13 protein-coding genes and 1 pseudogene are annotated in these 14,567 nt (G+C 62.5%); 6 read left to right on the forward strand and 8 right to left on the reverse strand.

Annotated elements, in window-relative coordinates; translation table 11 throughout:
- Nucleotides 1-220 precede the first annotated feature (220 nt).
- Both AC1DJW_RS13145 and AC1DJW_RS13150 read left to right on the forward strand, forming a co-directional pair.
- On the forward strand, nt 221-799 hold the full coding sequence (locus AC1DJW_RS13145; protein ID WP_284753030.1) for a VanZ family protein: 579 nt from the start codon (nt 221-223) through the stop codon (nt 797-799).
- A gap of 114 nt (nt 800-913) precedes the next feature.
- A complete protein-coding gene (locus tag AC1DJW_RS13150; RefSeq protein ID WP_476901606.1) occupies nt 914-1,102 on the forward strand; it encodes a hypothetical protein in 189 nt (62 codons plus the stop codon).
- On the opposite strand, the gene AC1DJW_RS13155 is transcribed toward AC1DJW_RS13150, so the two are convergent.
- The 5 genes and pseudogenes from AC1DJW_RS13155 to AC1DJW_RS13175 form a co-directional block, all read right to left on the reverse strand.
- On the reverse strand, nt 1,099-1,785 hold the full coding sequence (locus AC1DJW_RS13155; RefSeq protein ID WP_390280474.1) for a glycoside hydrolase family 25 domain-containing protein: 687 nt from the start codon (nt 1,783-1,785) through the stop codon (nt 1,099-1,101). The genes AC1DJW_RS13150 and AC1DJW_RS13155 overlap by 4 nt on opposite strands.
- Before the next feature lie 265 nt (nt 1,786-2,050).
- Nucleotides 2,051-2,578: an NAD(P)H-dependent oxidoreductase gene (locus AC1DJW_RS13160; protein ID WP_476901607.1), complete on the reverse strand. Its 528-nt coding sequence runs from the start codon at nt 2,576-2,578 to the stop codon at nt 2,051-2,053.
- A 16-nt stretch (nt 2,579-2,594) separates the two neighbouring features.
- Nucleotides 2,595-2,900: a tautomerase family protein gene (locus AC1DJW_RS13165; RefSeq protein WP_284753033.1), complete on the reverse strand. Its 306-nt coding sequence runs from the start codon at nt 2,898-2,900 to the stop codon at nt 2,595-2,597.
- A gap of 148 nt (nt 2,901-3,048) precedes the next feature.
- Nucleotides 3,049-4,008, reverse strand: coding sequence for a GlxA family transcriptional regulator (locus AC1DJW_RS13170; protein ID WP_476901608.1), 960 nt, complete (start codon nt 4,006-4,008; stop codon nt 3,049-3,051).
- A gap of 716 nt (nt 4,009-4,724) precedes the next feature.
- A pseudogene (locus AC1DJW_RS13175) lies at nt 4,725-5,123 on the reverse strand (FadR/GntR family transcriptional regulator); the annotation flags it as partial.
- Here AC1DJW_RS13175 and AC1DJW_RS13180 point away from each other — a divergent pair.
- Nucleotides 5,117-5,281 carry a LamB/YcsF family protein gene (locus AC1DJW_RS13180; protein ID WP_476901623.1) on the forward strand — a complete coding sequence of 55 codons (165 nt, stop codon included), beginning with the start codon at nt 5,117-5,119 and terminating at the stop codon, nt 5,279-5,281. The pseudogene AC1DJW_RS13175 and the gene AC1DJW_RS13180 sit on opposite strands and share 7 nt — an antisense overlap.
- A 98-nt stretch (nt 5,282-5,379) precedes the next feature.
- On the opposite strand, the gene AC1DJW_RS13185 is transcribed toward AC1DJW_RS13180, so the two are convergent.
- Together AC1DJW_RS13185 and AC1DJW_RS13190 are read right to left on the reverse strand one after the other, a co-directional pair.
- On the reverse strand, nt 5,380-6,339 hold the full coding sequence (locus AC1DJW_RS13185; protein WP_476901609.1) for a 2-hydroxyacid dehydrogenase: 960 nt from the start codon (nt 6,337-6,339) through the stop codon (nt 5,380-5,382).
- Nucleotides 6,336-7,535, reverse strand: coding sequence for a pyridoxal phosphate-dependent aminotransferase (locus AC1DJW_RS13190; protein WP_476901610.1), 1,200 nt, complete (start codon nt 7,533-7,535; stop codon nt 6,336-6,338). The genes AC1DJW_RS13185 and AC1DJW_RS13190 overlap by 4 nt, the downstream gene beginning before the upstream one ends.
- 254 nt (nt 7,536-7,789) lie before the next feature.
- On the opposite strand from AC1DJW_RS13190, the gene AC1DJW_RS13195 reads away from it, so the two are divergent.
- The gene (locus tag AC1DJW_RS13195; RefSeq protein ID WP_476901611.1) at nt 7,790-9,946 is read left to right on the forward strand and encodes an amylo-alpha-1,6-glucosidase; all 2,157 of its coding nucleotides are present in this window, start codon (nt 7,790-7,792) and stop codon (nt 9,944-9,946) included.
- 284 nt (nt 9,947-10,230) lie between these two features.
- Here the strand turns inward: AC1DJW_RS13195 and AC1DJW_RS13200 are convergent, their stop codons facing one another.
- Nucleotides 10,231-10,911, reverse strand: coding sequence for a GntR family transcriptional regulator (locus AC1DJW_RS13200; RefSeq protein ID WP_390280526.1), 681 nt, complete (start codon nt 10,909-10,911; stop codon nt 10,231-10,233).
- A 119-nt stretch (nt 10,912-11,030) separates the two neighbouring features.
- Between AC1DJW_RS13200 and purU the strand changes: the two genes are divergently transcribed.
- Together purU and AC1DJW_RS13210 are read left to right on the forward strand one after the other, a co-directional pair.
- Complete coding sequence (gene purU / locus AC1DJW_RS13205) at nt 11,031-11,945, forward strand: formyltetrahydrofolate deformylase (protein WP_476901612.1); 915 nt, start codon at nt 11,031-11,033, stop codon at nt 11,943-11,945.
- Between the two features lie 61 nt (nt 11,946-12,006).
- Complete coding sequence (locus AC1DJW_RS13210; RefSeq protein ID WP_476901613.1) at nt 12,007-14,499, forward strand: GcvT family protein; 2,493 nt, start codon at nt 12,007-12,009, stop codon at nt 14,497-14,499.
- Nucleotides 14,500-14,567: the final 68 nt, after the last annotated feature.

Here is a 14,567-nt window from a genome sequence, read left to right on the forward strand (position 1 = left end):
TGAATGATGCCGGCGAACTGGCTCAGCTCGGATGCGGCCAAGGGACCAGGTTGATTGCCGTAACGCAGGCCCCCTGGGCATCCTGCTAAATCCGGCATCGTCGCGGCGGTGGCTTTCGTGCGGCCTGGATCCAAGGTCGGCCACGTTGCGCTCATCTGCGGCGGCTGTCGAATCCAGGTCTCACAGGAGCACCACAGGTTGCCTCTGTATCGTCCTGCGGATGTGTGTACAGCCGAAACCCACCGCGGTCACGGATGATGTGCCGAGCAGGCGACTCACCACGAAACGGGCGAAAGCGGAGACCGCGGCCATCTTCGCCGTTTTCGCCCTCTACGCGGCCTTCCTGCTGAAGCTGCTTCTCTTCTCTCGTGTACCGGGTTCGGAAAGATCGATCAATCTCATCCCGTTCGCAAGTATCGCGGAATACGCGTTCAGCCACTCACCCGGGACCGAGAAAGTGGCGTTCGCCAACGTCGTCGGGAACATCCTGACCTTCATCCCGCTCGGAGTCTACGCATCGTGGCTCCGACATCGGGCGGCCGCATGGCCGACCATACTCACGGTCGCCTCGGTCAGCGTCGCCGTGGAGATCATCCAAAGCGTGTTTGCGGTTGGAGCATCGGACATCGACGACGTGATTCTGAACTGCGTCGGAGGACTCATCGGAATGCTCGCATTCTGGCTGCTCTCCGCGATCCTGCGCGAGCGATCCCGGGAACGGACCGCAATGGGCGTGTTTTCACTGCTTTCGATGCCCGTCTGGGTCTACTTCTTCTTCATCATCCGACTACACATGTGAATACAACCATAATCTGGCCTCCGAGCAGAGCGGCCCTAGGGTTGCTAGGCCCCTTTGAAGCCCCCGGATGGGGTTGTCTAGTGCCGCGGGGAATCGTTTTGGTATCTATGAAGCGTGGCCCGTGATTGGGCCGCTGTTTCCAGCATGGAAGGGTTGCTGAGGGAGGAGCGGGAAACCGGCCGGCAACTGGGCAACACGCCGCAGGCGTTCAGCCACTTTGCCGTGGTCATGAGCGCGCTGGCCCTGCACGAGGGCAGCGTGAACCGCTGCGACGTACCGGTGCGGGACACTGAGACCGACTAGCGCAAGAAGTCCGGGTTGAAGGAGTTGAGGTCGACGTGGATTCCGCCGATGTCCTGGCCGAGTTTTTGCTGGACACCGACACGCATGTTCCCCGGCACGTTCCAGCCGCCGTAGGAAACCGGCGCGGGCGAAAGAAGGTCTGGAGTCCAATGCGCGTAGTCGAAGTCATGGAAATCCCCGTCCCACAGCGGAAGATCCGAGAACTCGCTGCTATCGCCCATTATCAAGGGCCAGTGCGTGTGAATGCCGTAAACAATGGGCCGCACGCCCATGTCCCGGATTCCGTCCACCATGTTCCTGGTAATGGGTGGTTCGCCTAGCTCGACGTCCAGTGCAAAGAACTCCAGCTGCTCACGGTACGGACCGGTGGCCTCTATGCCGCCCTCCCAGCATTCCGCGTTGCGGGTGTAGACGGCAATCCTGAGTCCGGCGTCCAGCGCCATCTTGAGCTGCGTTTGTGTCCGGTCCCATGGAGTACAGGTCCCCCATGCGGTTGAATGCATCACGTACAGACGGAAGCCCGCATTGTAGGCACTGACGAACCAGCCCGGGTCGGTGATGGTGGCGGTGGTGTCCAGGACTTTCACCGACGCTTCCGCCGAATGCGCCGCGGGGGCAGCCAGGGCGCTGGCCACGGCCAGGAGCGAGGCCAACACCACTGTCAGTATCTTCCTCTTTTTCATCGGGTCTCCCGGGTGGTCCTCCCGCACAGTGTAGGACTCCCGGGGCTGAAGAGGAATAGCCCGCCGTCTGGCGGGATTCCAGGCCCGCGCCGGCCTGCCGCACAGTTACATTGGGTTCAACTGGAAGCCGACACCGAATCAATTTCCGCGGGCACTCTTCTGCCCATTCGACGTGAGAAGGGCCTACAAATGTTTCCGGGGCCGGTGGGCCCAGAAACAGTTGACATCGCCGGCCTCGTCAATGTCGTCGAGATCGGTGACATAGCTAGCGATGACTACAAAGCAGCTGATGAAAGCTGCTTCGAAGGCGCTGAATGCCGGCGTCATCCAACTCCCGGACGCCGTGGATGACCAGCGGTTCCCGCCATGCCATGCCGAGTCGCCGCGCTGTTGCTTTTAGCGGCACAAGCATTGCTTCGTACTCCCAGCCATGGAGGCCGTTTGGACCGTAGCCGTCGAAGGCACCGCCAGTGGTTGTGACAATCCGGAGCGACTTACCTGCCAGGGCTCCGGGAGTGCCGGTCCCGTAGGCCCAACCCCGGGTCAGGACCTCGTCCAGCCAGCGTTTGAGAATTGAAGGCATGGCGTACCAATAGGTGGGGTATTGCAGCACGATGTGCTCTGCCCCCGCGATGGCTTCCTGTTCGGCCTGGATATCAATGGAGTCCGTCCCATACAGCTCGGAAAGAACCCGGGTGTGAACCTCCTCAATGGACTTTGACTCCTCGAGTAGTGCGGCGTTGATGCGTGAACTGCGCAGGTCCGGGTGGCCGACGATAAGTGCTGTCTTCATGCTGTGCTCCAACGACTCACTCACTTTCCTGCACAGGTGCCTTCTCGGCCAGTTCCGGTCGAGTAACCGGGTGCCCGTCGATGGACTCGTAAAGGCTCTTGGAGCGGGCCAGTCCGTCCATCAGGCTGGCCGGTCCCCTGAAAGGCAGGCCGCCGATGTGCCAACCGTCTGTGTGCAGTTCCTCAATGAGCACCCAGACCACCTCGCGGAAAGCTTCAGATCCTTCGAACTTCACCATGACGTCGGTGAGGGCTGCCGCCATCCGGTGCTTTTCATCTTCCGTGAAGACGCCGTCGACGAGCTTGACATTTACGAACGGCATTGCGTTCTCCTCTTTGTAGGTGCTCCGGATTGCCCGGATATACCAAGCTTTGACCACGGGCGGCGTCGGCGGACCCGCGAATGCCGTCAACCACCCCACAGATACGGTCAGGGTGTCTCGGAGGCAGATGGTGAGGTCCCGGGAACCATCAGGGCTGCGACAGGAGGCGTTCCAGATAGAGCGAGGGACTCATTCCGATCTTCTGCGTGAAGACCCGCCTCATCGTCTCAGCACTTCCAAAACCGCTTGCGGCAGCCGCAGCGGCGACGGTGGCTCCCCTCTGGAGCATTGCCTGAGCCGCTTCGATCCGCACCGTTTCGACGTATCGACCAGGGCTGGTGTTGGTCCCCTCTTGAAACAGCCGCGCAAGGCTGCTGGCGCTGAGATTCGTCAAGGCAGCCATAGCGTCAATCGAGTAATCCGCACCGGGATCGGCCGTAATGCGGTCCAGGAGCTTTCTGAGGACGTGGTCCCGGGGAACGCCCACCCGGACGGCGACAGAGCGCTGGGATTGCCCTCCGGGCCGTTGATTGAAAATGACCATTTGACGGACTACGGCCCGGGCAACGTCCGGGCCGTAGTCCTCCTCAACCATGAACAACGCCAGATCCGTCCCGGAACTGATGCCCGCCGAGGTGATGAACGAACCGTCCTGCACAAACAACGCATCAGGCACGACATGCACCAGCGGATAAGACCTCCTGAACCGTTCGACCTGGGTCCAATGAGTGGTCGCGTTCCGGTAGTTCAGCAAGCCCCCGTGTGCCAGGAGAAATGCACCGGTACAGACGGAAGCGACCCGCCCGGCACCGTTCGTTAGATGGGAAACCGCCTCGACAAGTGCCTGCTCGAAAGGCCTGGCTACCATCCCATATGCGCCCGGAACGATGACGGTGTCCAAGGCGCCTGTCTCTCCGGCTGCTGCCTCGGCGGTCAAATAGTGTCCGTTGGAAGCTCGCTTGGCTTTGCCGTCGCTGGACACCAAGACAGTGTCGTAATGGGCCCCAAAGGCATTCGCATGATGAAACACGTCAGCGGGCCCGGCAACATCGATCATTGTCACGTTCTCATGGATCAAGAACCCGATAGCCCGGCTTCGATCACTCACTTCTCACCGTAGTCTCTCCAAAATGTGGCGCAGCGCACAGCGTGCGCCAACAGGCACGCGTCTGGATGCCCTTCAATAATCATCAAACTTGACCCGTAGGTTCGCGCCGGACGACACTCGATGCAAGCACAGGACGACTCAAACACCGTCATCATGCCGATGTTGCTCATCACCCTTCCGGGTTGAAGAGATCCGTAACCTTGTTACCCAGTTCCGTTTTGGTTTCTATGCATTCACTGATTGCTTCGGTGCCGGTTCTTAAATTGTAGGTCTCAAAACCACGGGATTAGCAGTGGATGCGGAACCCCCGTTTCCTTGAGAAATCGACGCTTTCGGAATCTTGCCCATCGGCCCCGCTATCAGAACGACAACCCAAGACTGACAGGCAGCCTGGACTGTCAGCGGCGAATCAATGCGGATGTACCCGAGAACAAGAAATGCAAAACGGTGACGTCCACGGGCCGTTCTCTTTCGGACGTCCTGCCGGTCGAGACCACATCCAGCCGTGGAAGCATCCGACCACCGAGACGGCGCCCCCAACACCCCGCCAAACCAACGGCCACCAACAAAAACGAGCCCAGAATGGCCCAATCTGGCCAGGCGACGGCATGTCCTGGACCGGCGGCTGGGCCGACGGAGCCGTGACCACGGGCCTCAATGCCGTGTGGGGCGTCATGACGCAGCTGGGCGGCAAGACCAATCCGGTCCGTGTGTTGCGCCCAAACGGCTTCGCGGTCCAGCAGATCGACGAACACGGTGTTGGTGGCCGGCCGCATGAGATGCACCGACATGGCGAGTTCGAGAATCTGGTTCTTTGCGGCCCTGGTGATCGCTGTGTGGAACTCAATGTCTAGCTGGAGCCATTCAGCGAGATCGAGATCGGGGTTCGAAGCGAGGTGTATCGGTTGGTGGATGGCCTCGAGGTCGTCCTCGGTGCGCCGCCGTGCGGCCAGGTCGACGCACTGCATTTCCAGCACCCAGCGGGCCTCGTCCACGTCGTGCAGGGAGACGTTGCCGGCCCGGTACCACAAGCGGATCGCGTCACTGAGCTGTTCGGCGACGGTCTCAGCATCAGGCACCGCAACATAGGTCCCTCCCCGAATCGGGGATCGCACAAGCCGTTCAACGCACCCACCGATACCTGGAGGAGGGAACGATAGCTTCGGTGACGGGTGAAACCGTCATCGTCAGGGCGGACACCATCTGTATCCACTCCGACCAGGCAAATTCCGTTGAACTGGCCACCGCAGACCGGGACGTCCTCAACACCTGATCCGCGCCCACCAAGCCCGCCAAAGCCGGGTGCCTGCCAAACCCAGGCACCCGGCTTCGCCATATCAAGAACGGTTGGTGTTTTAGTAGATATTGCCTCTAATTGATCGGTGCAGGGGGCTGTTCACCGCTGAGCACGGCGAGTGCGTTGTCGGCGGCCAGCATCGCCATCGCGGTGCGCGTCTCCACTGTGGCGGAGCCCAGATGCGGCACGAGCACCGCGTTCTCCAGCTCCAGCAATTCGGGATGGACCTGGGGCTCACGCTCGAAGACGTCCAGCCCGGCACCGGCGATGACGCCCTCGCGAAGTGCAGACGCGAGGGCTGCTTCGTCGACGATCGGTCCGCGCGCGGTGTTGACCAAGAACGCCGAGCTCTTCATTGCAGCGAGTTGCTCGGCGCCGATCAGATGATGCGTGGCAGGCCCGTACGGGCAGTGCAGCGAGACGACGTCGGACACAGCCAGCAACTCGTCGAGGTCGACCCGCCGTGCGCCCAGCTCGGCGGCGATCACCGGATCGAGCTCACTGCGCGACTGGTAGACGATTTCCATGCCGAAGGCCTTGGCCCGGCGCGCGGTCGCCTGCCCGATGCCGCCCATGCCGACGACCCCGAGGATCTTCCCTTGCAGGCTGGACCCGAGCAGGAAGAACATCCCCCACTTCCAGGCCTGGCCGGAGCGGATGAGCCTCTCCCCCTCGCCGAGCCGGCGGGTCGCCATGAGGATGAGGCCCATGGCGATGTCGGCTGTGGCGTCCGTGAGCACCCCTGGCGTGTTGGTGGCCACGATGCCCCGTTCCGTGCAGGCCGGGACGTCGATGTTGTCATAGCCCACCGCGACGTTCGCGACGACCTTGAGCTGCGGGCCGGCGGCGTCCAGCAGCTCGGCGTCGATGCGTTCAGTGAGCAGGCTCACCACGGCATCTGCCCCGGCTACGCGGCGCAGGAGCTCCTCGCGGCCGATCGACTCCGAACCAGTCCACGCATCGACCTCGTGCTCGGCGCGAAGCTTTTCGATCGCGGTTTCGGGAATACGTCCCGTGACGACGACCCGGCTCATGCCGTCTCGATCCACTCGCGCAGGCGGCCCAGGCCCTCGCTGATATCCGGCACCTCGATGCCCGAGTACGCGAGTCGGATGTACTGCCGCTGCTCACCGGGCAGGCGGCGGCCGAAGTGCTCACGCGTGCAGAAGGAAACGCCGGTCTTGTACAGGGCATCGGCGGCGAAGTCTCCGACTGCCGTGTATCCCATGCGCTCCATCGCCTCGGTGACATCAGGGAACAGGTAGAACGTCGATTGCGGCACGGCGACGCGCATGCCCGGGATGGAATTCACGAGCTCGCAGGCGGTGTCACGACGCTTCTGCAGGACGTCAAGCATCTGCTGCACGGATTCCTGGGGGCCGCGGAGTGCTTCGACGCCGGCCCACTGCACGTAGTGCGTCGTGCAGGACTCATCGTTGGTGTTGAGCGTGCTGAGCACCTTGGCGATCTCGAGCGGTGCGACGGCGCAACCGAGACGCGAGCCGGTCATCGCGAACTTCTTACTGAACGTGTAAAGGATGACGGTGCGCTCGGCCATGCCCGGAAGAGATGCGACTGAGCTGGAAACGCCCTCATAGCGGGTCTCGAAGTACGCCTCGTCGGAGAGCACCCACAGGTCGTTTTCTATCGCGAGCTGTGCGATGGCCTCCCGCTCGGCCGCCGTCGACTCGGCCGAGATGGGGTTTTGCAGGTCGTTGTAGATGATGGCGACGGTATTCGGGGTGATCGATGAGCGCACCTGGTCGAGGTCGATCGAGAAGCCCTCGCTCGTGGGCAGGTAGCGGTACGGCACAGCCGTGCCGCCAAGGTACTCGATCTGCGATTCGTAGATCGGGAAGCCGGGGTTCGGGTAGAGCACTTCCTGGCCGGGGTTCATGACCGCCTGCAGGAACTTCGTGATGACGGGTTTGCCTCCCGTCATCACCACCACGTTGTCGGGCGAGAACTCGATGCCACGGCGCGGGCCGATGTCATCGGCCAGTGCTTCACGCAGTTGGGGAATGCCCGGGCCGGGGCAGTAGCCCGTGTAGCCGTCCGCGATTGCCCGGTTCATTGCTTCCACGATGTTCCCGGCAGTGGGGATGTTGATGTCACCAAGATGGAAGGGGTACACACGGTTCCCCTTCGCCTTCCAGGCGGCCGCGGCCTGGGCGACGCTGAAGGCGGTTTCGGTGCCCAGTCGTTCGAGCCGGTGCGCGAGTTGCTGCATACTGTTCCACTCCTCGTTGAGTTGACTATCAATTCTCCGGCGAATTTCAGATCAAGTTTAGGACTAATATATCAAACCATGAATTAAGATATACGAACAGTCTCAAGGGGAACAAAGGTTCTTATTTACGAGACAAGTCGTCCTCTGGCGCGAGGTCCTGGACGGGCGTAGCGTCGGTTACATCCACGCGGGAGCAGCGAAAGTCAGCCCGCGCCCCGCGCGGCCCATAATGCATTCGTATGAAGGAGCCGGCAGTGGCTGGATGGAATGCTGACACGGCGGCTGGACCCCTTGGGTCAGGCACAGTGACTTTGGTTGAAGGATCGTCCTTCTGCATTTCATCGGCCAATGGAGACATCCATCCCGAACTCCCGCACGGGGTCTTTCACCTGGATACCCGCATCCTTTCCCGCTGGAATCTCACTATCAACGGCAAGCCCCTCGAACCCCTGGCTGCTGAAACAAAGGAACCGTATCGGGCCCTATTCGCTGGCCGCCTGCAGCTCTCGGATGGGTATGCGGACAGTCCATTGATCGTGGAACGGCGGCGTGAGGTGGGGGCAGGGATCCGGGAGCGGATCACCATCCGCAATTACTCGGCTGAGCCGGCTGAGTGCCAGATTGTGCTGGCCATTGAGGCGGATTTCGCCGACTTGTTCGAAGTGAAAGAGGCACGGATCCAGCGGCGCTGGGCGGAGACACGCGATCAGGACGGCGACTCGCTGGAAATCCAGGCCAGGTGGCAGGACGTCAGGAAGGGCGTAGTCGTCAAGGCGGATGGGGCCAATGCCACGGCCGACGGGCTGACATTTGAGATAGTGGTCCCGCCCTATGGGCAGTGGAGTACTCGATTGAATGTTGTGCCCACGGACAACGGCGCTCGCCCCGACGCACCGTTTGTTCATCCGGCGCCTGGCGAAATGTCTCCGAGTGACCGGCGTCGTCAAGAGTGGGTGGCGAAGATTCCGACGCTGCAGATGGGCAACCGTTCCATCCAGCGGACGCTGCGGCGGAGCTACGACGACTTGGGAGCGCTGAGAATCGAGGACCCTGGGCATCCTGAACGGGTGGTTGTCGCCGCCGGAGCGCCCTGGTTCATGACCCTGTTCGGTCGTGATTCGCTCTGGGCTTCGGAAATGTCGCTTCCTGTGGATCCTTCCTTGGCACTGGGAACTCTGAAGACGCTGGCTGACCGCCAGGGCACCGTTGTGGACGTGATGAGCGAAGAGGAGCCCGGCAAGATCCTGCATGAGGTGAGGCTCGATGTCTCCAGCGGGCTGGCGCTGGGCGGCAAATCCGCCTACTACGGAAGCGTCGACGCAACTCCGCTGTTCGTGGTCGTGCTGGGGTCCGTCAGTCGCTGGGGTTTTGACAAAGAGACCATCGCCACCCTGTTGCCCAACGCTGACCGTGCCTTGGAGTGGATCCGCGAATACGGGGACCGGGACGGGGACGGCTTTGTCGAGTATGAGCGCCTCAACGATCATGGGTTGGTCAATCAGGGATGGAAGGATTCCTGGGACGGCATCAACTTCGCCGACGGAACCCTCGCGGAGCCACCGATCGCACTGTGCGAGGTCCAGGCCTACGTCCACGGCGCATACGTGGCGCGCTCCTGGATGGCATACGACGCCGGCGACCTCGCCTTGGCAGCCGAGCTTCGAGACCGGGCCGCGACGCTGAAGCGGCGGTTCAACGAACAGTTCTGGCTCCCGGACAAGGGGTACTACGCCATCGCGTTGGACCGCGATAAGCGGCCGGTGGATGCCTGCGCTTCCAATATGGGCCACTGCCTCTGGTTCGGCCTTGTGGATGAGGACAAGGCGCCACAAATGGTCGAGCGTCTGATGTCCCCGGAGATGTTCAGCGGATGGGGCGTACGGACCCTCGCCAGCGACATGCGGGCGTATAACCCTGCCAGCTATCACAACGGGTCGGTCTGGCCCCACGACAACGCGCTCATTGTGGCAGGGCTGCTTCGGTATGGGTTTGTGGAAGAGGCACAGCGGATAGCGACTGCCCTGCTGGAAGCGGCCGAATACTCGGGCGGTCGATTGCCGGAGCTGTTCTGCGGCTTCAGCCGCGACCAGTTTGCCGAACCCGTGCCCTACCCCACGGCCTGTTCGCCACAAGCTTGGGCCGCCACCACACCGATCCTGCTGGTGACCAGCCTGATGCGCTACGACGCACACATTTCCCAAGGGGGGCTATGGCTGGACCCTGTCCTGCCGGATTCCTACGGCAAACTGCACATCACGAACGCGCCTATGGGCTCCGGCCGGATCACCATCGACATATCCGGTTCAGCAGCCTCCGTTCAGGGCATACCGGAGGGCTTGGTGCTCCACCGCGGGCAACGGCCGTGGATAACCGATCTCGTGGAGCAAGCCAAACTGCATCCGGAAAAATAGGGAATGGAGGACAGGATTGATCGACCTGTCCCTGCCCGCCCGTCGCCGCGAAAGGTGAGTGACCGGCGTCGTACATAGCGGGGGTGCGAGGCGTGGGGCGGTGTGATCCGGCAGCGCAAGGCGCCGGACGGTGTGATCCGGCAGCGTGCGTAAAAGGGCCCCCGCCCCTCACCGCCGCAAAGCCGCGGCAGCAGAACGCGGGGAATAGCACGCCGAGGATCAGCGCCGTCCGGCGCCAACCACAGCGCCGCACCCCGAAGGCGGGAGGAGGGTGCTGGTCTTCTCTAGGCAGCAAACAGCGCTGAACGGACGGCCTTTTCGAAGCCGTCGACGTGAATTCGCGCCAGTTCCGCAGCCCTGGCCTCGTCGCCGTCGATCACCGCACCGAGAAGATCAAGGTGTTCATGCACGTGGCGGGAAAGATCAGGCAGGCGATCGAGGACCATGCACCAGATCCGTGTCGCCAGGTTGTCGTAGCGGATCAGCACATCCTCCAGGTGCGGATTTGCCGCTGCCGCATAGATCCCCTGGTGCACGCGGGCATCAAGTCGGAGCGTCTCCACCACGGAGGCGCCGTCGACCTCGAATGACTCGACTGCACGCATCACGGAGCGCAAGTTCTCCCTGGCTGCCGGTGTCGCAACCCGAGCCGCCCGCGCGGCCGCCAGTGGTTCGAGCTGGGCGCGGATCTCCGAAATAAACGCCAGATCGGTCACCTCTACGCGCGTGGCGAAAGTTCCCCTTCGCGGATAGCTGATGACCAGACGGTCCAACTCGAGGCGCTTCAACGCTTCCCTCACAGGAGTGCGCCCCATGCCAAGGTCCCTCGCCAGCGCATCGTCGTTCAACAAGTCGCCCGGCCTGATGTCCAGCGTCAGGAGCCTGTCGCGTATCCGCTCGTAGGCCACTTCAGCCAGGGACCTCGGACTGGCGGCATCCACCACTTCCAGCGCTTCAAATACCACGGTACCGACCTTTCGCGTCCAGCCAAACGGACTATTGACCTCACTCGAACTCCAGTATACGCTAGTTCCCAGTCTGATATATCAGTAGCTGACTTGAAAATATATCTTTAGGAGGAGACATGACGCTCGTGGAGACGACTCCAACACAAAGCACACTTCCGCAGGCGAGTGCCTCTGAAGACGACCGTTCCCGGAAGTTCGTGCTCACCCTGTCATGTATTGAACGGGCCGGCATCGTACAGGCGGTCACCACCTTCCTGTTCGAACGCGGTTTCAACATTGAAGAGCACCAGCAGTTCGACGACGGACTCCGCCAGACACTGCACCTGCGCACAGCGTTTTCCGGATCCCCGGAGTACTCACCGGAAGCGCTCGAAGAAGAGTTCCGGGCGATCGCTGAGCGTTTCGACATGAAGTTCAGCTTCCATGACCAGACCAAGCAGCGCGTCCTCGTCATGGTGTCCAAGTTCGGGCACTGCCTGAACGACTTGATTTTCCGCTGGCGCGGGGGCAGCCTGGGCGGGGACCTGGTGCTGGTAGTTTCCAATCACGAAACCCACCGGGCCATGGCCGAGGCTGCCGGGCTTCCATTCGTACACATTCCGGTGACCCCGGACACCAAGGCGGATGCGGAGCGGCGCCTGCTCGAACTGGTAGACGAGTACAACATCGATTTGGTGGTTCTCGCCCGCTATATGCAGGTTCTGTCCGACGAACTGAGCCGCGCCCTGGAGGGCCGAGCGATCAACATCCATCACTCATTCCTGCCCGGCTTCAAAGGTGCCCGTCCTTACCACCAGGCGTACGACCGCGGCGTCAAGCTGGTGGGTGCCACGGCGCACTATGTCACCGCGGATCTTGATGAGGGACCGATCATCGAACAGGAAGTGATCCGCGTAGACCACAGCTATGGGCCGACTGCCCTTTCCACGGTCGGGCAGGATGCCGAGGCGCTCGCGCTTTCCCGCGCCGTGCGCTGGCATTGCGAGCACCGCGTGCTGTTGAACCAAACCAGCACCGTCGTCTTCCGCTAGCCGACGCCCAACAACAAGCAGCAGCAGTAGCCCACACACGAGAAATAGCAGGAGAAACCACATGGCATCGACGCCACGCATTGTCATCATCGGAGCTGGGATCGTCGGCACCAACCTGGCAGATGAACTGGTAGCCCGCGGCTGGAACAGCATCACTGTCCTGGACCAGGGACCGTTGAACATGCCGGGGGGCTCCACGTCCCACGCCCCGGGGCTGGTCTTCCAGACCAACGCCTCCAAGACCATGGCAACCTTCGCCAAATACACGGTCGAAAAGCTCCTGTCGCTCACCGAGGACGGCGTCAGCTGCTTCAATCAGGTAGGCGGACTGGAAGTCGCCACCACCGAGACCCGCCTCGCCGACCTCAAACGCAAGCTCGGCTACGCTGCATCCTGGGGAATCGAAGGCAAGATCCTTTCCCGCGAAGAGTGCAAGGAGCTCTACCCGCTCATCAACGAGGAAGACATCCTTGGGGGCCTCCATGTACCCAGTGACGGGCTGGCCCTCGCCGCCCGCGCAGTCCAATTGCTGATCAAGCGCACAGAGGCAGCCGGGGTGGAGTACCGCGGCTCCACCACCGTGACCGGGATCGAGCAGACCGGCCGCCGCGTCACGGGAGTCCGCACCTCCGACGGCGTCATCCCTGCGGACATCGTTGTCTCCTGCGCAGGCTTCTGGGGTGCCAAGATCGGCGAAATGATCGGCATGTCCGTCCCCCTTCTGCCGTTGGCCCACCAATACGTCAAGACAACTCCGGTGCCGGCACAGGAAGGCCGCAACGAACTACCCAACGGCGCTTCCCTGCCGATCCTGCGCCACCAGGACCAGGACCTCTACTACCGCGAGCACGGCGACCGCTACGGCATCGGCTCCTACGCCCACCGCCCCATGCCGGTGGACGTCGAGGAACTCGGCAGCTACGCGCCGGACAGCATCAGCGAACACAACATGCCTTCCCGCCTTGACTTCACCCTGGAGGACTTCCTCCCGGCCTGGGAGGCGACTAAGCAGCTGCTTCCGGCCCTGGCGGAAAGCGACATCGAAGACGGCTTCAACGGCATCTTCTCCTTCACCCCCGACGGCGGCCCTCTGGTGGGCGAATCCAAGGAGCTCGATGGCTTCTTCGTCGCGGAAGCCGTGTGGGTGACCCACTCGGCCGGCGTTGCCCGCGCTGTCGCCGAATTGCTGACCACGGGCAAGTCCCGGATCGACCTGGGCGAATGCGACATCCACCGCTTCGAAGACGTCCAGCTAACCCCCGAATACGTCAGCGAAACGTCCCAGCAGAACTTCGTGGAAATCTACGACGTCCTGCACCCGCTCCAGCCCAAGCTCTCCCCCCGCAACCTCCGCGTCAGCCCTTTCCACGCCCGCCACAAGCAACTGGGAGGATTCTTCCTCGAATCCGGCGGCTGGGAACGCCCCTACTGGTTCGAAACCAACGCCGAACTGCTGAAGGAAATGCCGGCCGAATGGCAGCCCCCGGCCCGCGATGCCTGGTCCGGAATGTTCAGCTCGCCCATCGCCGCTGCCGAAGCGTGGAAGACGCGCACCGCGGTGGCAATGTATGACATGACACCGCTCAAGCGCCTTGAGGTCTCCGGCCCCGGAGCACTCAAGCTGCTCCAGGAACTGACCACCGCGGACCTGGACAAGAAGCCAGGCGCCGTGACCTACACCCTCCTGCTGGACCACGCAGGCGGCATCCGAAGCGACATCACGGTGGCCCGCCTGGGCGAAGACAGGTTCCAGCTCGGGGCCAACGGAAACATCGACACCGCCTACTTTGACCGGGCCGCGCGCCACCAGACCGAAAGCGGCTCCGCGAGCGACTGGGTCCAGGTGCGTGACACGACGGGCGGCACCTGCTGCATCGGTCTCTGGGGCCCCCTCGCCCGGGACCTCATCAGCACGGTCAGCACCGACGATTTCTCCAACGACGGCCTGCGCTACTTCCGCGCCAAGAATGTCGTCATCGGCGGAGTCAACGTCACCGCCATGCGCCTGTCCTACGTCGGGGAGCTCGGCTGGGAGCTTTACACCAGCGCGGACAACGGCCAGCGCCTCTGGGACGCGCTGTGGAAAGCGGGGCAGCCCTTCGGTGTCATCGCGGCCGGCCGGGCCGCTTTCAGCTCGCTCCGGCTTGAAAAGGGTTACCGCTCCTGGGGCACCGACATGACCACCGAGCACGACCCCCTCGAAGCAGGCCTCGGATTCGCTGTGAAGATGGCCAAGGACAACTTCGTCGGAAAGGCCGCTTTGGAAGGCCGCACCGAGGAAAACTCCGCCCGCCGCTTGCGCTGCCTGACCGTCGACGACGGACGCAGCATCGTCCTGGGCAAGGAACCGGTTTTCTACAAGGACCAGGCAGTCGGCTACGTCACCAGCGCCGCCTACGGCTACACCGTTGCCAAGCCGATCGCCTATGCGTACCTCCCGGCGGCCGTCTCCCTCGGTGACTCCGTCGAGATCGAGTACTTCGGACGACGCATCCAGGCCACCGTCACGCCCGATCCGCTGTACGACCCGACGATGACCAGGCTCCGCGGCTAGCACCACGGCCATCCAAAGGCTCGCGGTCCGGACTCATCCTCGCAACCAGAGTCCGGGCCGCTGTCTTT

Source organism: Arthrobacter sp. 05L417, assembly GCF_056397865.1.